At 69.0% G+C, this 20,945-nt stretch carries 14 protein-coding genes and 1 pseudogene; 4 read left to right on the forward strand and 11 right to left on the reverse strand.

Annotated features, from left to right (window positions below):
- Positions 1-23 precede the first annotated feature (23 nt).
- Genes GSY65_RS00070 through GSY65_RS00080 form a run of 3 tightly spaced genes read right to left on the reverse strand, consistent with a single transcriptional unit; the run spans position 24 to position 2,768 of the window.
- Positions 24-659, reverse strand: a complete 636-nt coding sequence (locus GSY65_RS00070) for a hypothetical protein (protein ID WP_236579625.1) — start codon at positions 657-659, stop codon at positions 24-26.
- Complete coding sequence (locus tag GSY65_RS00075; RefSeq protein ID WP_236580168.1) at positions 656-1,648, reverse strand: RelA/SpoT domain-containing protein; 993 nt, start codon at positions 1,646-1,648, stop codon at positions 656-658. The genes GSY65_RS00070 and GSY65_RS00075 overlap by 4 nt, the downstream gene beginning before the upstream one ends.
- Entirely contained in the window at positions 1,629-2,768 is a 1,140-nt protein-coding gene (locus GSY65_RS00080) for a nucleoid-associated protein (RefSeq protein WP_159765078.1), read from the reverse strand. Before GSY65_RS00080 ends, GSY65_RS00075 begins: the two co-directional genes overlap by 20 nt.
- 491 nt (positions 2,769-3,259) lie before the next feature.
- On the opposite strand from GSY65_RS00080, the gene GSY65_RS00085 reads away from it, so the two are divergent.
- Positions 3,260-4,390: a hypothetical protein gene (locus tag GSY65_RS00085; protein WP_159765080.1), complete on the forward strand. Its 1,131-nt coding sequence runs from the start codon at positions 3,260-3,262 to the stop codon at positions 4,388-4,390.
- A 42-nt stretch (positions 4,391-4,432) separates the two neighbouring features.
- Complete coding sequence (locus GSY65_RS00090; RefSeq protein ID WP_159765082.1) at positions 4,433-5,059, forward strand: hypothetical protein; 627 nt, start codon at positions 4,433-4,435, stop codon at positions 5,057-5,059.
- 53 nt (positions 5,060-5,112) lie between these two features.
- On the opposite strand, the gene GSY65_RS00095 is transcribed toward GSY65_RS00090, so the two are convergent.
- The 7 genes from GSY65_RS00095 to tap all read right to left on the reverse strand — a co-directional run bounded on the left by GSY65_RS00095 (position 5,113) and on the right by tap (position 18,649).
- Positions 5,113-6,027, reverse strand: a complete 915-nt coding sequence (locus tag GSY65_RS00095) for a transposase family protein (RefSeq protein ID WP_201452751.1) — start codon at positions 6,025-6,027, stop codon at positions 5,113-5,115.
- A 95-nt stretch (positions 6,028-6,122) separates the two neighbouring features.
- Entirely contained in the window at positions 6,123-7,388 is a 1,266-nt protein-coding gene (locus GSY65_RS00100) for a TIGR02679 domain-containing protein (protein WP_159765084.1), read from the reverse strand.
- Positions 7,385-12,382, reverse strand: coding sequence for an SbcC/MukB-like Walker B domain-containing protein (locus tag GSY65_RS34230; protein WP_159765086.1), 4,998 nt, complete (start codon positions 12,380-12,382; stop codon positions 7,385-7,387). Before GSY65_RS34230 ends, GSY65_RS00100 begins: the two co-directional genes overlap by 4 nt.
- Positions 12,379-13,731: a DUF2398 family protein gene (locus GSY65_RS00110; RefSeq protein ID WP_201452416.1), complete on the reverse strand. Its 1,353-nt coding sequence runs from the start codon at positions 13,729-13,731 to the stop codon at positions 12,379-12,381. The genes GSY65_RS34230 and GSY65_RS00110 overlap by 4 nt, the downstream gene beginning before the upstream one ends.
- Positions 13,728-15,344: a DUF2397 family protein gene (locus GSY65_RS00115; RefSeq protein WP_201452417.1), complete on the reverse strand. Its 1,617-nt coding sequence runs from the start codon at positions 15,342-15,344 to the stop codon at positions 13,728-13,730. Before GSY65_RS00115 ends, GSY65_RS00110 begins: the two co-directional genes overlap by 4 nt.
- Before the next feature lie 482 nt (positions 15,345-15,826).
- Positions 15,827-16,384 carry a telomere-protecting terminal protein Tpg gene (gene tpg, locus GSY65_RS00120; protein ID WP_159765088.1) on the reverse strand — a complete coding sequence of 186 codons (558 nt, stop codon included), beginning with the start codon at positions 16,382-16,384 and terminating at the stop codon, positions 15,827-15,829.
- 12 nt (positions 16,385-16,396) lie between these two features.
- Positions 16,397-18,649, reverse strand: coding sequence for a telomere-associated protein Tap (tap, locus tag GSY65_RS00125; protein WP_159765090.1), 2,253 nt, complete (start codon positions 18,647-18,649; stop codon positions 16,397-16,399).
- A gap of 244 nt (positions 18,650-18,893) precedes the next feature.
- On the opposite strand from tap, the pseudogene GSY65_RS00130 reads away from it, so the two are divergent.
- Positions 18,894-19,262: pseudogene (locus tag GSY65_RS00130) on the forward strand (DUF6193 family natural product biosynthesis protein).
- Between the two features lie 126 nt (positions 19,263-19,388).
- On the opposite strand, the gene GSY65_RS33470 reads toward GSY65_RS00130, so the two are convergent.
- Complete coding sequence (locus tag GSY65_RS33470) at positions 19,389-20,045, reverse strand: hypothetical protein (RefSeq protein WP_236579626.1); 657 nt, start codon at positions 20,043-20,045, stop codon at positions 19,389-19,391.
- Between the two features lie 523 nt (positions 20,046-20,568).
- Between GSY65_RS33470 and GSY65_RS00140 the strand changes: the two genes are divergently transcribed.
- Positions 20,569-20,832: a helix-turn-helix transcriptional regulator gene (locus GSY65_RS00140; RefSeq protein WP_159765094.1), complete on the forward strand. Its 264-nt coding sequence runs from the start codon at positions 20,569-20,571 to the stop codon at positions 20,830-20,832.
- Positions 20,833-20,945: the final 113 nt, after the last annotated feature.

Here is a 20,945-nt window from a genome sequence, read left to right on the forward strand (position 1 = left end):
GTCGTCGCTGCGAGTAAAGCAGCTCAGCCGGGGGGCGCGGGCGTGGTCGGCGCCGTGTTCCCCTGCGCAGGAACCGCTGGGGTAGTGACCGTCATGGTCTGCTGGGCGAGTTTGCGGTAGCCGGTGGCGGTGATGGTGTGCCAGGACAAGTAGAAGCCCGCGGTCAGGGCCAGGCCGAGGGCGGTGGTCAGCGTCAGGAGCAGCGTGCGGTGCTCGACGTGGTAGCGCAGGAGGGCGAGGTCGCCGGCGAGGGTGAGCAGGGCGGTGTTGAGGATCCAGCCGCGGCAGATCCTCATCCGTGAGCGGGCGTAGTCGGCCAGCGCGACGAGTGTGGGCTGTTCTGCCAGCGTCAGGCGGGCCCGGGCGTATGCGCCGTCCGTGGGAAACGAGGCCTGTCGCAGGCGTCGGCGGGCGGGCGCGAGGGCCTTGTCGGCGGCCCGGTCGATGAGGATGCCCAGAGCGTAGGCAGCAGCAAGGCCTGCCCCTGCGGCGGGGGTTGACCCTGCTACGGGTGCGGCTCGGGCGGTCGTTTCCGGGCCGGCAGCCGCAGCGGCCAGCAGGGCGAGCCCGGTGACGAATCCGATGCCCACGACGAGTACTTCCACGAACATAGCGGTGGCGGCTGCGAGGGCGGGCGTTTCCGGCTGGGCTGAACTCACCAGCGCACTCCCCAGATTCTGGCCAGGTCCGTCAGCAGTCGGTTCTCCAAGTTTCCCTCCCAGGTCTCCTGCAGGTCGTGCAGGGCGTTGGCCAGTCTCTCAAAAATGATCAGGCTCTCGGGCTGGCTGACCAGGAGGTAGCGGCCGTGTTCGAGGAATTGTTCGCTGGTCGGTCCGAACTGCTCGTAGGCACGCTCGATGCGGCCGCGGTTCTGCTCGGCGAACTCCACCAGCTGATCTGCGTAGCCGGGCTCGTCCCCGATCGCGTCGACCAGGACGTCGACGACGTCCTCGGACAGGGTCCGGTCGTAGGGGTGTTGGCTGAAGGTCTGGTAGATGCGTTCGGCCTCGGCCAGGAGGCGGTTGCTGCGGCTGAAGTCAGGGTGTTCGGCCAACGCTGTCACCCCCCGTTCGACCTCCGAGTCGTACAACTCCACCAGGGCGATCAAACGGTACAGCGAGCGTCTGACATCGGACGGGATGTCAGTGGTGGCCCCCGGCTTGTACATCAGCGCGTGCGACATGCGCGCCCACACGTCCGCTGCCTCGGTGCGGATCTGCACCTCGCATTCATACGGCGCCCCGTCTGGGTCCAACCATTCCCCGTGGGCGCGGATTTGAACGTGCAGGCGCGGATATTCAAGGCGGTCTTCGAAGCCGGGCTTCTCGCGGTCGTCCTCGATCCGGATGCAGGTGAAGCCGTCGCCGGTGACCAGGTCGAGGGCCTCGTCGAGGAGGCTGGAGTAGGGCACGACGAGGCGGATGCCGGCCTTGTCGGTGATCTGCTTCCAGGGGTCGGTGTATTCGGTCTTGCGGTAGGCCTTCTTGATGAAGCTGCTGACCTCTTTGGCCCGGCAGGTCACCTGGCAGCTCAGGTGCCGGCGGGCCGCGCGGCGGCGTATGTAGGCAGCCGTGAGCTCCACGGCCTCTTCGATCCTGGGCCGCTCCTGGCGGTAGCGGCGGTAGGCGTCATGAGCGGTCAGCGTCACGGTCAAGGAGTTGGGGGTTGCGGGCGGCCGGAACGGTGTCGCTGGGCTGGGCGGTGCGCTGCTTCGGCCTGCCCTGTCCGTAGCTGCGTGTCTCGGTCATGACGCCGGTCACGGTCAGCCGTGTCCTGCCGTCGTCGAGGTCTTCGACGGTGATGGAGCCGTGGTCCACCGCCTCTATCGGGGCGACCAGGAAGGCGCCGTTGTCGAAGGCCACGCGCATCTTGCGGAGCTTGGTTTCGACCAGCTCCGTGTCCTTGTCGAAGACCTGCTCGGGGACCTCGCTGTCGCGGAGATAGTTCTCGAGGCTGGTCCGGTGCCCGGGCTGCAGCCGTGACCTGGTGAAGGCGTAGGGGTCGATCACGGGGGTGGGGCTTTGCAGCTCGACGAGGAGGGCCATGAGGTAGGCGATCCGTGTGTCGGCGTCTGGAATCTGGGAGTTGATCCAGTCAGCGACGGCGTCGTGGAAGCGGAGCGTGAGCTGGCGCGGTTCGTTCTTCAGCTGGCATCCCAGGAACGCCTCGCGGAAGAACTTGGCCAGCTTCTTGCCGGCCATCTGCTTGTCGGCGGCCCAGCCCTCGAGGCTGTCTTCGCTCAGTCCGTCGGCCGTGAACAGGGCGAGCTTGTAGACCCTGGACGCCTCCGTGAAGAGCAGGTTCGCGAAGTACGCGACGCTGAAGGTGGGAAGACCGCCTTCCGTGGTGATCGCGGTGGCCTGCATCCCGGACTCGGGTTCCAGTTTCACCATGAGCAGGCCCCGGTGGCCGCCCAGCCTTACCGAGGAGACCAGGAGCAGCCCCTCGGAGCTGTTGGTGGGCTGACTGGCCAGCAGCAGTTCGGCGATCTCCTTCGAGGCCTCCACCAGGCCTCGTTCACCCTTCAGGAATGCTCTGACCTGGTCCGGCAGCTGCGACTTGAACTCCGCGTCCACGACAACTTCGCGGCCCAGCTTGACCAGTACGTCCTTGAACTTCAGCTCGAGTTCGCCGCGGACCGTTCCGTCGAGGCTGCAGATGGCCTCACTGAACTTGACCTTCACGGGAGTGAGGTCGGCCTTCAGCTTCCGCGGAATCGAGTGCACGATCGCCTCATCGACGACCAGATCCCCGAAATCGATTGTCATTCCCACCCCACGTGAAAATCTTTGACACTCTGCCGACATGAACGGCTGCCCTGAAGGCTGTCGCCTCGCTCCGACGCTGCCCAGAGGGCGCCGGAGACGAGAGAGGTGAGCCGGACACTGCACGACCCACCTTCAGTACACCCCGTGATACCCCCATGTTCATCGTAGCGGAACGCAGTCCTCGCGAAGCGGGAGATGAGAGAGCATCCAGTGATGCAGGCTCTTGGCGACCCGCAGACGAAATTCAGACATCACCCGAATTCGCGAGCATGTTCGACGGTTTGAATGTACCGGTGGCCCGGCCGTTGACGCGCGTGTTCGGTGAACAGGATCGTAACCCACGGTAACAGTTGCTGAATTCTGGCTGGATTTCAGCAGCCAGGAAAGAGCCGGGCCGGGCAGAGGTGCCGATAGTCTCTCGGCCGGTACGCGCCGCGCCGAAAGCCGAGGCGTGTCATTCCCTGTCGCGTGTACGGCTCGGCGGAGACCTCGTGTTCACGGACCCTGTCCAACTGCAGCGCTACATCGAGTTCCAGCTGGCCCGGCTCGGATCGCACAACGCACATCACCAGTTCGAGGACTTGTGCCTGGCCGTGGCGCGGAAACGACTGGCCAGCAATCTGATGCCGTCCACCGGCCCGGTGAGCAGCGGAGGCGACCAGGGCAGAGACGCGGAAACCCACTGGAGCGACATCAGTTCCGCCTCACCGGACCAGGGACGGACCTCAGTGTTCAATACGCTGGTCTCGGCCGAACCCGCGGCGATGGCGTGCACCCTCCAGCGGGCCAGGCTTCCCGCAAAGATCAGGAAAGATCTCACGTCGATCTGCTCCCAGGGCGAGCCCGTTACAAGGGTTTTCTACTTCGCCATAGAACCTCTGGCGAAAGGGCAGCGCGCCGCTCTCGTCGCCGAGGCCCGGAAGAAGCACGGGATCCAACTCGAGATCTGGGATGCCCAGCTTCTGGCCATGAATCTGACCGACCGAGACCTGCGGCACGTCGCCAGACGCTATCTGCACGTGGCCCGGAGAATGATCTGGTCCTACGCCATTCTGGACCGCCTGGGCTTTCTCACCCCCGGCGCCCTGGCCGCCGTCTTGAGTGTGGCCGTAGTGGCCGGCAGTTCTCCTCAGCACACCCCGCAGCCCGCGACGGCCATTCCCCTGCAGATCGACAACGACCGAACCGTCAACCCGCCCAACTCACAAGGATCGTACGGGCCGTTCCTTACTGATCTCGGATGGACGTCCATGATCCCTCCCGGTTCGAGGCTGCCCGCCGACGCAAAACTCGTTCTCGTGCCGGACACCGTGCAGTACGACCGGGCAAGACTGGTCGTCGACCTGCGCCTGGACCTCCCCTGTGGAGCTGTTCCTTGGACGGTCAGCACGCGTGAGGATCAGACCCGGTCGGGAACGCTGACATCGCAACATGCCAGACAGCACGTCGACATGCCGATACCCGGCCGGACACCGGTAACCGTCACCATCACACTCGCAGGCAAAGACGCCTGCAACCCGGCTGGTCTGACCGTCAGTTCGCCACGCATCGAAGTGTGTGAACCCGGCGAAGAAAGCCGCAGCTGCAAGGCCAACCCGTTCGCCCCGCCGAGCCACCCCTGAACCACTCCCTCACACACAGCAGCGACTTGACGGGAGGATCCCATGACGCCCAGGAAACGTAACCGTCGTCCCCAGGCACCGATCACACAGCGGATTGACGAAGCGGTGGCCGCCGTGCCCGGGATACGGTCCAGCACCGCAACATACGTGCCCTACCTGCCCGTTGAGGCTGACGCGCAGGCTGTTGCCAGATTCGCCGGGGATGTCGAAGACCTCGCAACTCACCTCTATCAGCAGGCAGTCGCCCAAAGTCAGCTCTACACATTCAGCGACGGAGCCTTCGACGTGCTCTTCGACCTTGCGGCAGAACGCACTGTGCTCGTGCACGGGATATCGAAACAGACGGCACCCAACAGCCGCGACAACTCCTACCACCGCGGCTACCCGGGCCGATCGGGGTTCGACAAGGGACACGCGATGTCTCACGCTCAAGGAGGCCTGGAGGGAGGACCGAACTACTTCCTGCAGACGCCCGGCACCAACCGGCGCCTCGCACCGGCAGGCCGGCTCTGGCGAGACATCGAGACCTACCTCGCCAAGAACCCCGGAACGTACGCCTTCGTCCGGCTGATCTACCCGGCCGACATCACCGCCGACGTACCCGCCGCGATGGAGTACGGGGCACTGTTCACCGAAGGTTTTCGCTCGGTGGTCTTCGATAACGCGTAACGAGTTGGTGCGTGATAGCGGGTGAGGCGTGTTTGTCCTGCTCACGGCCCTTCTCAGGTCGTGGCGGTGCGGTCGGAGACGAGGCTGGCGATGGCGCGGTAGGTGTCGGGAAGGCGGTCGCGACGGTGGGTCCAGCGCGTCAGTTGCTTCCACCGCTTGTGATCGGCAAGGGCGTGCTCGACGGTGATGCGGTCGGATGAGTGCCCGTGGCGGTCGCGTTCCCACTGTTCGACTCTGCCGGGCAGTGCTCCGGGCCGTGGTTTTCTTGGCGGTGTGATCGCTTGCCCGCGGTGGTCGCGGCTCAGGCCGAGGTAGCCGTCGTCCAGGAGGACCTCAACGTCGGGGAAGTGCTGGAAGCAGACGTCGATGCCTTCGTTGCGGGCAGCCGTGGCATCGTGCATACGACCAGGCCGCATGGTGTCGGTCCATAAGGTGCGGCCGCGCCAGTCGGCGATGACGGTGGCCTTCATGGTGTTCTGTTTCTTCTTCCCGGAAACGAATGCGCGCCGTCCGCCGCGGCCGGCCGGAGGCCGGCGGACCTGGATCTCGGTGGCGTCCAGCCGCAGCTCGACGCCTTCGGCCTGGGCATAGGCGAACACGTCGGCCAGAGTCCGTAATCGCAGACCGGGACGGTCGGGGACCGCGCATCCCCGCTCGGCCAGGAGCGTCCGTATCTCGGCGATCGCACGGGTGATGGTAGAGCGGTCGATGCCGAACAGCAGGCCCAGCACCGAGTGCGGCAGGTCGTGCCGCAGATGGATCAGCGTGGCCACCAGCCGGTCGACGAAGACCAGCTGGTGACGGGCGCCAGCTCCTGCGGCCCGCTTCCTGGCCCCACCTCGTGCAGCATGGCGACGACCCTCGACCCCGGCTTGCCACGGCACCGCCAACTCCTCGACGAGGAGCGCGAGATGCCGTCGAGAGATCCCCGTGAACAGCGGATGCGCCAACACCGCCCGATTGACCATGATCGCCACACCCGGATCATGCCACTGGCCAGGAACGACGCCTCACCCGCTATCACGCACCAACTCGTAAGCCGGTATCTGCGTCATTACCGGGCTCACTCCCCCGCCTGTCGTGGAGCAGGGTGCAAAGTTTCCCGTCGTGTGGATGCCGGGCCGAGGAGGCGGGCGAGGACGGCGTCGTGTTCCTGGTAGAGGACGTGCCCTGTTACCTGCAGCTGGGAGGCCAGCTCGGGATCACAACTGCTCGGGAGAGGGCCGAGCGGGATGACGGACGGCCAGTCGCCTGCTGCACGCACGAGTGCGGTGTCCATGGCGACAAGCACCGCTCCGTAGGTCTGCTGCACCGTGGCGGCAATGTGCAGGCCTGCGGCATCCAGGTCTCCTGCGTAACGCAGGGGAACGCCCTGGTCGACTGCCAGTTGGAGGAGGGCGTGGTCGACGGCCCGGAGCTGGCCGCTGGTGCAGGCCATGGACTGGGGGCTGGCGCACTCCATCGCGGCCTCGAGGACAGAGGGGTTCTCGACGACGGTCAGCGGATGCGGAGCCAGCCGGGGCGGAGTGCGGGTGAGATCAAGGAGGTTGAGGGCGACGGGGGTGGTGGCCTCGTTGAGACGGCGGTCGATGGGGCCGTCGCCGAGAGCTCTGACCTGGTGGAGCAGGACGGTGGCGGAAAGCCGGTCGGCGATGATGCCGTGGCTGGCCAGCAGGGCGCGTATGTGGTCGGGGCGGGTGGGTTCCGGGCGGCCTGCGAGCTCGGCAAGAGCGGTAATGAGGCGCTGCCCGGGCCCGGTTACGGGATCGAAGTAGTGCGGGTCGCCTGCGTGGTCGTGGGCGAGTTTGGCCAGGGCGCGGGGTGGCGTGTGGGGAAGGCGGCGGGTGAGGGAGGCGAGGGCGTCGATGAGACGGCGCAGCTCGGGAACGGTTTCCTCGGCGGCTCCTGAGGTGAGCCGGGCCCGTAGCCGGGGCAGGTGCGGCAGCTGCTCCTGGGCATAGCGGACCAGTTCTTGGCGCAGTTCGGCGGTGGCGATGCGGTCGTGCCGGCGATTGACGACTGCGCGGCCCACGGCGTCCTCGACCAGGGACTGCAGGGTGTCCGGGGTGAGGCCGAGGGCGTCCATGAGCGGGGGTAGCGGCACTTTGACGCCGCGGTCGGTGTGGGGGACACGCGTGCGGCCTCGTCGGCGCTGGGCGGATGTGTCGAGCCATGCCTTCAGGGCGGCCACCGCGCCCGGCGTCAGGCCGGGCACAGTGACGGTGGCGATGTCGGCCGGAGTGCTGCCGGCGCTCAGGCGGTCGTGGATGGCCTGCCACAGCGGGGCGAGTTCCGCATCGGCGGCGAGGAGCGCGTGGTCGGCGGTCATGGGGTGTCCTGGGGCTGGGCAGCCGTCACGTCGAGGGTGAGGGGCTGGGGTTCGCCGTGGCCGTGCCACAGCCAGGGGACCGTGATGCGGCGCCGGCCGGCGGTGACGACCTCGTGGACCATGGCGCGCTGGGTCTCTCGTTTGATCAAGGGGGTCATGAACGGGGCGGTGGCCAGGACGTCGAAGTTCCAGGAGCGCAGCAGGGCCAGGACCTGGCGCAGGTTGCGTTCGTCGAAGGCTGCGTCGATCTCGTCAACGGACAGCAGGCGGGGGCCAGCGTAGCCGGGGGTGGAGTACATCGACCAGGCGGCCGCCAGCAGGGGCAGCATGGTGGCCAGGCGCCTCTCACCGGTGGAGAGGGCTTCCAGCGGGTTGGAGCGGGCGGTGATTTCGCGGAACTTCTCCTTGCCGGCGGCCTCGAAGGAGGCGTGGGTGACGGAGATGGTCCAGTCGTACCAGCTGCGGTAGTCGAAGGTGTGGGCGACGCGTTCGGCCCAGGGCTCGCCGGCCTTTTCGTTCATGCGCTGGCGCAGCGCGTCGTACATCTGCTCGAAGGTGTCGTCGGAGGGCGGCTTGCCGATGAGGTCCACCATGCGCTGGGCCTCGGGGGTCTCGCGGACGTCCCATTCGACCTGGACGCCGACGTGGGCCACGCCCGTGCGGACGTCTTTGAGGGTGTCGTGGATCTGAGCGACGAGTTCGGCGGCTGCTTGCCGGCGCAGCTGGATGTCGCGCTGGAGGCGGGTGAACAGGCTTGTCTTGAGGACCTGCTTGATGTCGGCGCGCAGGTCGTCCTCGAGCTGGGCGGCGGTGGCTTTGAGGTCCTGGACGGTGGTGGGGACGTCTTGGCCTCGCACCGCGGCGGGGTCGGCGACGACGGCACGCCGCCAGGGGGTGTCTTCGATGCCCACCAGCGTGACCTGCCGGTCGAAGCCGGCCAGGTCGGTGCTGGCCTTGCGGGCGGCGGTTTCCAGCAGGGCCAGGTCGCGGTCGCGCTGGCGTTCCAGGACGGTGCGGCGGTCGGTGGCGCCGGGGGCGTCGGCCAGCAGGCGCCTGGCCCAGGCCAGGCCTGCGGTGAGGTTGGCGGGGCGGCCGGGGCCGGTGGTGGGCAGGTCGTCGGGGACGACGGCAAGACGCTCCTCGGCCAGGCGGGCGAGGCGGGCGGTGCAGGCGTCGCGGTTCTTCTCGGCGGCTTCCCGCTGCGGGGCGATCATCGTCAGGGTGGCCTCGGCGGCGATGGCTTGCCCGTCGGCTTCCTGCTGGCGGATGCGGCACTGCTCGGCACGTTCTTCGGCCTGCCGTAGTCTCTCGGCGGTGGCGTCCCGGTGGGCCAGGAGCTCTTGGTACTGGGCGCCGTGCAGAGCGCGCATTTCGGCAACCGTTGCGGCTTCCTCCTCGGCGCGTCGCTGGGCGTGGGCGGCTTCCTGTTCGGCGTGAGTGTGACGTGTGCGGCGCTCGGCGGCCTCCTGGTGGTCGCTGTCGGCCCGTGCGAGCAGTTCGGCGACCCGCTGGGCGGCCGGAGCCCAGGCCTGGATGTGGCCCACGAGTTGGGCGACCGTTTCCCGGCGGGCGTCGAGATGGTCTGGTTCGGTGCGGAGCATGTCGCCTGTGGGGAGGGCTGCTGTGCGGTTGAGTACGCGCAGTGCCTCACTGACGGCTTTGGAGGCGTCCTCGTGGCGGGCTACGGCCTTGACGGCTTCGGCGCGTGCTCGGTTCAGGTCCTGCTCGGCTGCGTTCTCCGCCGTGTGCGCTGCCTCGACGGCTTCAATCTGCTGGTGCGGGAAGTTTTCGTGTTCGGCGTCGGCGGCCTGCTGGTCCGCTGCGGCGCGGGCCCGTGCGTCTGCGCTGGCCTGGGCGGCAGCCTCCTGCTCGGCTGCGGCATCTGCGGCGGCCTGGGCGGCTTCGGCGGCGCGGGCCTCACTGTGCCGGGCGTGTTCGTGGGTGAGGGCAGCGGTGGCGACGGCGGCGGCACGGGTGGCTGCGGCTGCCTTAAGTTCGGCCAGGATGCGTTCCAGAGCCCGGTCGGCTTCCGTCAGCGCCACGGTGGTGCTGTGCTGGGCGGCTTCGGCGGCCGCGCGCCGGTCGCCGGCCTGGCCGCGGGCGTCGTCGACACGGTCGGCGGGCGGCAGGCTGTCGCGTTCCGCAGCGGCTTCGGCGATGTCCTGGTGGCGGCGCGCCAGGTGTCCTTCGGCCTCTTGGAGGGTGCGGTGGGCGGCGGCCAAGTCGGCTTCGAGGCGCCTGACACGCTGTTGGCGTGTCCTCTCCCGGGTGGTGCGGCCGATGAAGGCGGCCCGGTATCCGGCTGGGGCGCTGGCGGTGAGGACGCCGTGGGCCAGCCGGCCGGTTGCCGGGTCGCTGCCGGGGGCGTCCAGCGGGATGGCGGCGAGGATCTCGCGTACGCGGGTGGTGTCGATGGCTGGGGTGTCCTCGACGACCAGCAGGTTGGCCAGGGTGCGTCCCTGGGCGGGGGTGGTGGGGGTGAAGGTGAGATCGCCGTCGCACACCCGGCCGTCCGGAGTGACCAGGGCGTCCAGAAGGCCTGAAACGAGGAGGGCGCCTTCGATGCGGTCGGCATCGGCGGCGCTCAGGCCGGGGGCGAAGTCGACGAGCGCCCACAGCGGGACGCCGTCCCCCTCGGTGCGGGTGCGCCAGGCCGGAGGTGCCGGGATGGGGGCGGCCTGCTGTGCCTGGTGCAATGCTTCGGTGACGGCGGTGACGGTTTCGGTCGCGGCCTGGACCTGCTGGGCCGCTTGTTCGGCCTGGCGTTGCAGGTGCGGTGTGGCCTGGGCGTGTGCACGCACCACCGCCAGGGTGAGGTCGGCGGGCCGCAGCGCGTGCAGGTCGGCTGTCGGTGCGGTCACCTGCGGCAGGGGAAGGTCGGCGGCGGACAGATGGGTGAGGCCGTCGCGCCATCCGTGCACCCGGCCCAGCCAGTCGCGAACCGCCTGAAGGGCTGCCGCGTCGGCCTCGGCGTGGGCCTGTTCGGCTGCCTCGAGCGCTGCCTGGGCATCGCTACAGGTCTGCTGGTGGGCTCGGCGTGCCTGGGTACGGCGGTCCTCGTCGGCTTCCGTCTCGACGCGTCCCTGCTGCACGGCGGCTTCGTGTGCGGCGCCGGCCTCGTCTGCGGTCTCTTTGGCTGCGGCGTGGTCGGTGCAGGCCTGGCCTGCGGTGCGGGCTGCGACGTGGGCGAGGGCGGCGTCGGCGGCCGCTTGCTGCTGGTGCCCGGCCAGGTCGATGCGGGTGCGGGCGGCAGCGGAGGTGGACGCGAGCCAGGCGGTGAGCTGGCGGGTGTCGGTGCGTTCCTCGGCCTCCACGGGTTCGCTCAGGTGCGGCGGCAGCGGTCCGAGCAGCGGCGCCGCCTGCTGCCAGGCGTCGAGGCGGGCAGAGAGTTCCTCCTCCGCGTGCCGGCGGTCGCTGGTGGCCTGGAAGGCCGCCTCACGGCGTGCGTGTTCTGCATCCTCAGCGGCACGCTGTTCGTCTGTGGCGGTGCGCTGGTTGTCCTGCATGTGCTGGTAGGTCTGCAAGGCCCGGTCGACGGCCTGGATCTGGCGCTGGTGGTCTTCCGCCCAGGCCAGCGGATGGCTGCACAACCAGGCCGTGTCCAGCGCGGTGTCGGCAGCGGTGCGGGCTTGCGTGAGCGTTTCGGTTGTCGCCACGAGCTGTTCGCACGCGGCATGCGCTCCCAGCGTGCTGGCGGTGGTGCGCAGGTCTCCGGAGATGTGGGTGAGTTGGGTCTGGGCGGCCCGGGCGTCGTTTCGGCTGTCGGCGGCCTTGCGGTCAGCCTCGCCGGCGTCGGTGCCGGCCGTTTGCGCGCGCTGGGCGGCGGCTTCGGCCTGGGCGGCGAGTTCGCGGGCACGGTCCTCGTGGTGGGGCAGTTCGGCCCCGGCGTGTTCGCTCAGCAGTGCTTCGTCCGCGGACAGTTGCCCCCGGGTGCGGGAGATGTCGCTCTGTGCACGGGCGTGCTCCTGCGCCGCGTCCTGGGATGCCTGCCGGGCGGTGGTCAGCTGGTCGGTGGCCTTCTTGAGGCTGCGGGCATGGTCGTCGAACTCGGTGTTGGCTGCGGTCAGGGCGGCGGCTTCCACCTGGGCCACGGTGTGCAGGTAGCGGCGGTAGCTGCGGTCGGTGCTCTCCAGGAGTTTGGCTTCCTGCCGGGTGCGCTCCAGCTTGTTTTCGAGTTCGGAGATGCGTTCCATCGCCTCGGCGACCTGGGTGAGGTTGTCGGTGTCGAGGGCGGGCAGGGCGTCGGTGAGGACCTGCCGCATCCGGGTGGGAGAAATGGCTTCGGCTGTGCGCACGCTGCGCAGGGAGCGCAGGACGGCGAGCAGTGCCTCGAACTGGACCTCGTTGAGTGGGGCGAACAGCCGGGTGCGCACGGTGTGGCGGTAGGAACGCTCGTCCTGGGCGGTGAGTTGTTTCAGGGAGCCGCGCAGGGTTTTGGAGTCGGTGAACATCTCGCCCTGGCAGGCGGCCAGTTGTCCGGCGAGTGCGTCCAGCGCGACGGGCTCGCGTTCCTGTTCCAGCGTCAAATCGCTGCCCACTCGGCCCGGAGCGAGGAAGAAGGCGCGGTGCAGGTGGCCTGCGGTGGCCCGCAACCACAGGCCGGTGGTCATGTAGCGGGTGCTGCCGTCGGCCGGATCGTGCAGGCCGTACTCGAGCCACCACATGCCGGTGCGGTCTTCGCGGTCGTTGAAGTCGGTGTGGCGGCTGGTGAGGGTGCCTGCGGCCTTGCCTGACACCGACAGGGCGGTCTGGGAGGTGTCGGCGTCCAGCAGGACGGTGATCAGCATGGAGGCGGTCAGGGACTTGCCGGAGCCGTTGGGGCCGACCAGGGCGAGCCAGCCGTCGGAGAAGTACAGCTGTTCGCTGGCCCAGGCCCAGGAGTTGACGATGCCGGCGCGTGTGGGCTGCCAGCGGCCTTCGGCGGTGGGGGTGCCAATGATCGGCTCGTCGCGTGTCAGGCTCAGGTGTGTGGTGGGGTGCTCGGTGGGATTCATCCGTCGTCTCCTCGGCGAGCCTGGCGCGCGGCATCGGGGCTGGTGGCCTTCTGGGTGGTCTCGGGCGGCGGGAACAGGGGTATGGCCGGGCTGGTGTCCGGGGTGGCGGCTGGTGAGGGCGGCGGGGCGGGCTGGCGGACGCGGATGCGCCACAGGTGCACGCCGGGGGTGGGCAGCCAGGTATCGGGGAGGGCGGGGTCGGGGGTGAGCAGGCCGACGCTGGTCAGTTCGGCGGCCGCGGCGCTGGCCAGTGCGGGCATGCGTTCGTAGGTGGCCGCCCAGCGGGGCTGGTTGGCGCGGAGTTGGAGGAACAGGTCCGCGATGTCGGTGAGGGTCAGCGGTGCGGTGGGGTCCTCGCGCCCGGGGAGGGTGGCCAACAGGGCGAGGGCTGCCTGGCGTTCGGTGCGGCGGCCGTTGGGAAAGTCGATGCTGCTGGACTGGCCGCTGGGGTCGGTGACCTGCCACCAGTCGCGGCGCACGGTGGCGGTGAGTCCGAGGGCGGCGACGGCGTTGAGGGCGCGTTCGCGTCCGGTCAGCGTGTGCAGGTAGGGGGTGGTGTCGGTGTCGTCGTCGAGAGGGTCGGTGGCGGGGTCGTCGACCAGGCGGCGGATGGCGTTCAGGCGCCGTTGCTCCAGCGTGGGGGCTTCGCCTGCGGTGTGGGCTGTGTGGTCCAGGAGGGATTCGGCGGACAGGGCGGCGGCGTGCTGGTCCGGCGGCACGCCGTCGAGTTGCAGGAGGGTGGGTGACAGTGAGGAGAATTTGGTGGCGAGGCGGTCCCGGGAGGCCGTGACGATGAGGTCGCCGTCCTCGTCGGCCAGGGCGCGGTCGAGGTCGGCGTCGACGGTGATGGTGCCTTCCGCGACGAGGATCTTCAGGGCGTCGGCCAGGCTCTGGCGGTTGTGGCGCGCCTCTTTCTTCCTGACGTCCTCGGTGGCGACGACCGGGAATCGAGGCAGGCGCCCGTCGGTCGTGTCGGCAGCACAGACCTGGGCGATGGCCTGCATGAGTTCGCGCACGCTCATGCGCGGGCGGCGCCACAACTGTTCGCAGGCCAGGCAGATAAGGATCATTACCAGGGTGCCGGCCAGCGGCTGCTTCTCCCGCACCAGCCTCGGGCCTCGGTCGGCCGGCACATCGTGGCGGCGTTTGTGCAGGCGGATCAGACCGGCGACCTTGTGGACCTCCAGGGTCCAGTTCAGTTCGGTGCGGAAGAACTCCGCCAGGGCCGGGTGGCCCTGCACGGCCACCCGGTAGTGCTCGGGATCGTCTTCGATGGTGAGGCGGCCGGTCGCGTTGAGCAGGCGGGCGCTGGCGCGCAAGTCCGCGTCGAGCAGCAGGGTGTCGTTCATGCCACGCTCCAGTTGGGCCCTGCCGTCTGCTCGGCTGGGCGGCGGGGAGAGGATGTGTGGTCCTGGGGGGTGACCGACAGGCGAAGGTCGGGTCCGGACAGGCGTCCTTCGGCCAGTTCGACGGTGACGGTGGTGTCGGGCCGGCCGGGCCTGACGGTGACGTCCAGGCCGGCCTCGTCGACGGTGGCCCGCCCCACGCCGTCCTGCGGGTGGTACTGGTTGAGCGCGACCTCGACGGCGTTGAGCAGAATCAGCGCCGCCTCGAACGGCAGTCGGCCAAGGTATTCGAGGCCGACTTCGCCGTCGGTGGCCAGCAGTGCGGCCAGTTGGCGGCGACGCTGTGCGGCTGCTTGTGCCTGGGCGTGGGCCGCGGTCCGGTCGGCGGTGGTGTCGGGCACTTTGCGGGGGCGCCCAGTGGTCCGCCCGTGCCGCTCGTGTTCCCGCAAGGTCACCTCGACCTGGTGACGGCCGGCGCCGGAATGGGCGGGGGTGCCGTGGGCGACGTCCTCCTCGGCGGCACCGATGACAGCGTGCCAGGCGGGCCAGTCCCCGAAGGCGGCCGCGTATACGCGGCGGGCCTCGGTGTCGTCTATCTGGCGGTACAGGCTGTAGGCGAGAGCTCTGAAATCGACGCCCAGGTCGCTGCCACGCCGGCGGGCCATGTAGCGGCGGTCGATGGCGACCAGCAGAGTGTGCACGGCGCCGCTGGCCGAGTCGATCAGGCGGTGCACCGTGCCGCCCGGTTCGAACCATGCTTCCAGGTCGGTCAGGCGACGGACGCGTTCGTCGATCCAGTGCTGCTGGTCGGCAGCATCCAGGAGACCGGCGTGCGCGACGGCGGTCTCCGCGGTGCGGGCAAACCCGGCTGCACGCAGTTCGGCAAGCGCCGACTCGACTCGTGGCAGGCCGCGCCCGTATTCGCGGGGGAACTGGCGCAGCGCCTCCACAACGCGGTCGCGGTTCTCGCCGAACACGTCGTTGTCGGTCACGTCAGACTGGACCATCTTCGCCAGTGCCGCGTAGAAGTCGGCGGTCACCCGCTGCAGTTCGTCGATGCGGGTACGTACGTCCTCCAGGTCACCCGGCAACCGGCCGTGGTCATCTTTCAGGTGATCGAGAATCGCCCGCAGCGTGTCCTGAACCTCCTCCAGAAGACGGCTGGGCAGTTGCAGGGCACGCACCACGTCGACAACCGCGGTGCGCACTGCGGCCACGATGCCGCGTCCCCGCTGGGTCAGTGCCCAGGCCTCCTCACGCGCCGACAGACCCTGCAGGCTGCGCAGCGGGGCCGCGTAGTCGTGAAACGGCTCGGCGAACTGCCACTCCATCAACTGGTCCAGCAGGGAGCGCAGTTCAGCCTGCGGCAGTGGATCGTGATAGCCGACCCTCTTCAGCTGGGCGGTGATGTCGGACAACGTCGCCATCGGCCCCCGCGTGGACAACTCCTCCAGGGCGGCCAGCAGCGCAAGATAGCGGTCCTTCACCAGGCCCTCGGGCGTCCCGAACACGTACCAGTCCCCCGGTACGACCTCCTGCCACCACATCCGCGAACGCAACACCATCTCCCCCTGCAGACGACGGCACCATGGCGTCTCGGCGAAGTGGACGGGCAAAAACCGGCGCCGCTTCCCTTTACCGAGCCGTATGTGAAAGCTAGACGCCGCCACTGACAACGCCCGCTCGAGACCCGGGAATTCGAGGGGATTCGACCACTCGTCAATGACTTGAATCAGTGCCCACGCACCACTGCAGGGGCACTGATTCAAGCGGGAGAACGGACGTTTTCGTCTCGCCTATCACGAGGAGGAAAAATCCCAGAAGAAACCATCTGAGCTGCGGAAACGAAAGCTTTCGACATGATCGTGGTCCACAGGACCAACCCTCCGGAGCGCCACGGATCAGCGACAGTTCACTTGCCGGCATCAGCCGAAATCAAGTCAGATCCTCATGGGAGACGCGCCGCATCCGCACAAGATACCGAACACGCATTCGCAGCAACGCATTTCGCATATGCGTTCGGGCTCTCTATTCGGCTGAGCAAGACAGCTCGCAAGACTCAGTCACAGGTCCGAGCGCGCGGAGTGTTCGGGGACGCCTACAGCTCGAACTCCAGGTGCATGATGTCGGTGAAGCGCACCTCCTCCAGCTGGCCGGCGCGGCGGCCGCCGTCTTGGAAGTACACCTCCTTGAGCGCTTCGGCGGCGATCTCCTGCAGATGCTGGTCGGTGGCGCCCTGCTCCTGGGCCTCGAAGAAGCGGGCGGCGTACTGGGGTGGCAGCGCCACGGTCAGGTGACGGAGCCGGTCCTCGTCAGTGGTGCCGACCGGCGCTTTGTAGCCGATCCGGGCGCGGGTGTCGATGACGATGCCGCCGGTGGTCGCCGCCTTCTGCCGCGCCTGGGCGCGGATCTGTGGTTGCCACCGTGCCTTGACCTCGCGCTCCAGGCGGGCGGCGAGCTGCGGGCGGGGCTTCTTGGCCTCGTCCTTGACGTACCGCTCCACCTGGCGCTGGGACATTGCAAGCAGTTCGGCGACCGCCTTGGTGCCCTTGAGCTGCTTGACCAGGTACCGCATCTGAGCACCCGCGCGTTTGGGGGCCGGGCGGGTGAACGCCTTCTGCACCGCCTTGTCCAGGCCGTCCCCGAACAGGGTCATCGTCGCTCTCTCCTACTCTCCGTTGTCGACGTCGGTGACGGTGCCGTCCTTGATGTACCGGGCGAGGTTGAGCTCCGGGGCGTTGAACCGCTCGCGGACCTCTTCGCCCCACAGCACGCTCTGGGTACCCTCGTGCTTGACCAGGCCCGGGTTGATGCCGAGCTTGAAGCCGCCGGGCAGCGGCTTGCCGTCCCGGTAGGGAAGGAAGTCCAGCGGGCTGTCGCCGTTGGCCGCGTACACGACGCAGTCGGAGAGGATCGCCACCGGGTACTGTCCGGTGAACGCCGCGTGCTTGACGATCTTCCGGTGCAGGTTGATCCGCGTGCGGGAGATGACCGCTGCACGGATGTCCGGCCGCCACGTCGGGCGGGACAGCGCCCGCCATGGCTGCCCGGGCTTCCAGCCCTCGCCCCGGGGGCGTTCGCGCAGCTTGCCGAGGCCGCCCTTGACCGTCGCCTTGATCGCCGAGACGGCGATCGCCAGCTGCGGGTCGCGCTCCTTGTAGCCGTCCATGGCTTCCAGGAAGTCGGCTGGGGACAGGTCGGCGTCGACGCCGAGGTCGGCCATCGTGGCGAGGTAGGCGTCGCGCAGGCGGTTGTACCAGGCGTCGAGGTAGCGGCCGTTGTCGTACCGCACGTATGCCTCGAGCGGCGCGACGTCGTAGCCGAGTTCCACCGCGTACGCCACCGTCGGCGTCGCGTACCAGGCCGGTCCTTCGGGGCGCTCGCCCTTCGGCGTGAACGGGCTGGGCAGCAGGCCGGCGTCCAGGTCCGTCCACTTGTCCTTGGCGACCTTCACGCGGGACAGGTCGACGTGGGACAGGTCGACCAGCCAGCTTCCGGGGAGCTTCGGGTCGAACACCGGCTGCTTGACATGCGTCGGCTCGCCGAGGCCGACGATCAGCCCGTTGGCGCCTGCGGCGAAGGCCATGTTGACGTCGATGCCGACGAGGTTGCGGCGCATGCATTCGTCGTCGGTGAGCGGGCGCGCCCAGTCGTACGCCTCCTCGAGCAGCTTCTCCGCCGGTCCCCGGACGTGGAAGCGCGGGAGGCCATTGAGGAGCGGGTGCCCGTCCGGGGCCTCGCAGGGCGCGCAGTCCACCGAATGCTCACCCAGTGAGCCGGGGTTCTTGCTGTCCGCCTTCCGGAAGCCGCCGGTGGCTTCGTCGCGCACGGCGTAGGTCGGTGGGTGCAGCGCGGTCATCAGCTCCAGGCCGGTCACGGCGGTGGAGCCGCGCGGCGTCATCACCCTCGACGTGTACACGCCCAGGAGCCGGGCGAGTTCCGCCGCCGGGAGCTGGGCAGCCTCGCCCCAGTGGCGGGAGTCGAGCGCGTGCCAGGACGGGATGCACAGCTGCACGCAGTTGCGTTCTGAGCCCTGCGCCGGGCGGTAGATCCTCGCCCAAGGCCCGAAGCCCCTTTTCGTGAGCTTCCAGTCGGCGCGGGCCAGCTGCTTGATGACCTTGTGGCTCTCCGGGATCCGTCCGGCGAGCTTCTCCTCATCGGTGAGGGCGACCGGCAGGCCGTAGCGCTCCAGCGCGGCCTCGGTGAGCACGATCAGCGGGTCGCCGTCTTTGCCCGGCCCGGACAGCTTTGGCTGCCCGAGCCTGGCCTCCTTCAGGGTCCAGTCGACCAGGGCCGGGACGGACTTGGCGGGCACGTCCAGGACCAGGCCACCGACACAATACGCCAGCACGTGGCCGTCGTCGTCGACATCGACGACCGCAAGCGGACCGTTGGCGAAGCGCGGATCGGCATTGGCGGGAGTGTTCTCCGGGGCGGCCTTCCGTGCGGCCGGGCGGCGTGACGCCGACGACGGTCTGGTGATGCGCGGCGGACGTGACGCGGCGGCCGAAGCAGCGGTGGTGGCGGTGGGGCGGGGTTCGGTGTTTTCGGAAGCAGCCATGGTCGCAGCCTCGGAGGCCGGGGCTGTGGGCAGAGTCCGCGCTTCCGGAGCGGGGGCGGGGGTGCTTGCGGACGTCGCGGGAGCGGCCGTGTCGTGTACCGGGGTTGTGGCGCTGGGATCGGCAGGGTAGAGCTCCACGAGCTTGCTGAGCAGGCGTGCGTACGCGTCACGCTCGGGGGGCCGGGGCTCCGTCTTACCTGACTCCCAGGCACTGACGGTCGCCCGACGCACCTGCAGAGCCTCAGCCACTTCGTCCAGTGTGAAGCCGTGGGCCTGACGCAGCCGCTTGCGCTCCGCCGGTGGCGGAAGCACGGCACGGGACGCGATCAGCGCGTCGACCCGGTCGAACAACTCGGGCATGGAACACCTCCTGTGCCTCAACCATAGTCTGAAGCGCATGTTTTGCGTACTAATGGCGTACGAACAGCGTGCGGGGCCTTTTGGCGAGTGACTCGCCGTAAGCCGCTTGAAGCCCGCATGACCTGCCTCAGCGAACTTTGGCGAGCCTCAGTGAAGTCGGACCGACTGGGGTCTGTCTCCTCGAGGTTTGACCATCGAGGTGGAGCGGGTTGTCCTGGCTGAGTACGGACGTCATGATCGCGGGATGACCGAGGAGACGGTTGTCGAGAAGACCTGGCGGCTGATGCTGGAGGGACATCCCACGGCGCGACGGGGAGATCTCGTGGTCATAGAGGCCGCCTACGCCGAGCCGCGGTTGCGGGTCCTGTTCCCGTTTCCGAGCCACGGGGCCCTCCATTTCCACAGGAACACCCAGTTCCCGTGAAGCAACGACCTGCCGTTCATCGCGAGCGGCACCCAGTCGTACACGGTTTACGCCCCGCAGTACACGGGCGTCTTGGGCGAGGTACTCACACCACGGGAGGCGGCCGCGTTGGTAGTGGCCCACCTGCCCCACGACTGCGGGCCGGCCTTCGAGGGTCCGTGGCCCCCGCCGGAGAGCTCCACCGGCTGAATCAGCTGCAGAGCTGCAGCCGTCATGCCAGTCAGACTTCGGAGAATGCTCAAACTTCGCTGAGACGGGTCACCGTCTGCATCACCTGGACCGGCTGTCTCCGTGCTGGTGGCTGGTGTCGTGGATTCACCATCCGTACGCCAGGGTCCAGTGCAGGTCTCCCGAGTCTGGGCAGGCCTGCCATGACCTGAGCAGCCCGGTGGCTGCCAGTTGGTCGAGCAGGGTGGGCAGCTCCGTGAGCGGGACGCCACAGGCGCGCGCCATCTGGTCGAGCTCGCCCAGACCGCTGCCGTCTTGCGGATCGGCGTGCGCCGCGAGGTAGGCGCTCGCCAGCTGCGGCAACGGTCCGATTGCCCTTGCGGTCGAGGAGGAGCTGGCGCGCAGTGCCCAGTCCGCGGCACGCATCCGGTCGGGGCGGGCCGGGGCTTGGCCAAGCAGCGCGGCGTCAAGCAGTTCGGCAACGACCTCGTTGGCCCCGGTCGCGGGGATGATGCGCAGCCATCGCGCGCGCTCCAGCTCGCGCCATGGGTCCTGGACGGCGTTGAGGCGGAGGCTGCGCAGCACCCCTTTGGGCAGCCGGACGTGCATTGTGGTGTTCACGCGGAGGGCGCACTGCAGCGCGAGCAAACGCGCGGCAGGCGAAGTGTCCGCTGGAAGCGCGGCGGCCAGGTAGCTGAGGATTTCACGTACCCGGGTCTGTTCGCCGGGCCCCTTGGGGCGGCGTCTGTGCCGCCGGGCGGCTGTCGGGTGCAGCGGTAGGCGGGCGAGGACGGTGTCGGGCACTACGGCGGCCTGTGCTGTCGCTGCGGCGCAGGCGCTGCAGGCGTCGGCGAGCCGCCATAGTCGTCCGCCGTGTCCGCGTGCGAGGAGGAGGCGGATTGGGCCGGCGCAGCCGCGGTGGCGGGGGTGCCAGTGGCAGCCGCGTTCATGACATTGGCAGATCCGTAGGTGCGAGGGGAGGAGGTTGCCGCGTGCGTGCCGTGCGAGGTGGGCGAGGGCGGCTGCGCGTGCGGCGGCTGCGGTGATCTGCCCGCTGGCTTGCGGGCATTGCCGGCATACGAGAGCAAGCCCACCGGCGTGCGGGCGCAGTTCCACGGTCCAGGCGCGTGGTGTCGTCGGACATGCTGTGCGCAGCCTCATGGGCGCGTGTTCCTCCTCGCTTCGTCCGTGCCGGTCCTGTTCGTGGGCGGAGGGACGGCCGCCCACCGTAGTGCAGAGGTCTGCCCTCTCGCGGGCGCCGCCACCTGGGAAAATAGGGCAGAGGTATGCACTGGCAGTGCAGGGGTCTGCACCGTCGGATGGACGGGTGACGATCTTGCCGCCCGATCCGGACCTCACTGCGCTGCGGTTCGAACTCGCGCGCCTGCGGGCCGCGCGCGGGTGGAGCTATGACGAGCTTGCCTCCCGCAGCGGCCTGGCCAGACGCACCGTCATCGAGATCGAGCAGGGCCGCACCATCGGCACGCTGAAGACCTGGCACGCTCTCGCCCACGCCCTGAACACCCCGCTCGACGAGCTCTTCAGCACCCTGTGCCGCGGGCACGACCTGCCCGGCCCGGCTGGGGACTGACTCCGCGCCCGGGTGCCAGCCGCAGATCACCCGAACCGGCGAGACCCGCCCAAACACGCGATCACGCATTCGCACGCCAGTCGCACCGGATGGGGCTGACCGGGCGATCCGGC

Source organism: Streptomyces sp. HM190 (assembly GCF_009857135.1).
In the GTDB taxonomy this organism is placed as follows: Bacteria; Actinomycetota; Actinomycetes; order Streptomycetales; family Streptomycetaceae; genus Streptomyces; species Streptomyces heilongjiangensis.

Coding starts and splice junctions, on each gene's coding strand:
- GSY65_RS00080 (WP_159765078.1), bottom strand. CDS start 2,768: ATGACAATCGATTTCGGGGATCTGGTCGTCGATGAGGCGATCGTGCAC.
- GSY65_RS00090 (WP_159765082.1), top strand. CDS start 4,433: ATGACGCCCAGGAAACGTAACCGTCGTCCCCAGGCACCGATCACACAG.
- GSY65_RS00095 (WP_201452751.1), bottom strand. CDS start 6,027: ATGGTCAATCGGGCGGTGTTGGCGCATCCGCTGTTCACGGGGATCTCT.
- GSY65_RS00100 (WP_159765084.1), bottom strand. CDS start 7,388: ATGACCGCCGACCACGCGCTCCTCGCCGCCGATGCGGAACTCGCCCCG.
- GSY65_RS34230 (WP_159765086.1), bottom strand. CDS start 12,382: ATGAATCCCACCGAGCACCCCACCACACACCTGAGCCTGACACGCGAC.
- GSY65_RS00110 (WP_201452416.1), bottom strand. CDS start 13,731: ATGAACGACACCCTGCTGCTCGACGCGGACTTGCGCGCCAGCGCCCGC.
- tpg (WP_159765088.1), bottom strand. CDS start 16,384: ATGACCCTGTTCGGGGACGGCCTGGACAAGGCGGTGCAGAAGGCGTTC.
- tap (WP_159765090.1), bottom strand. CDS start 18,649: ATGCCCGAGTTGTTCGACCGGGTCGACGCGCTGATCGCGTCCCGTGCC.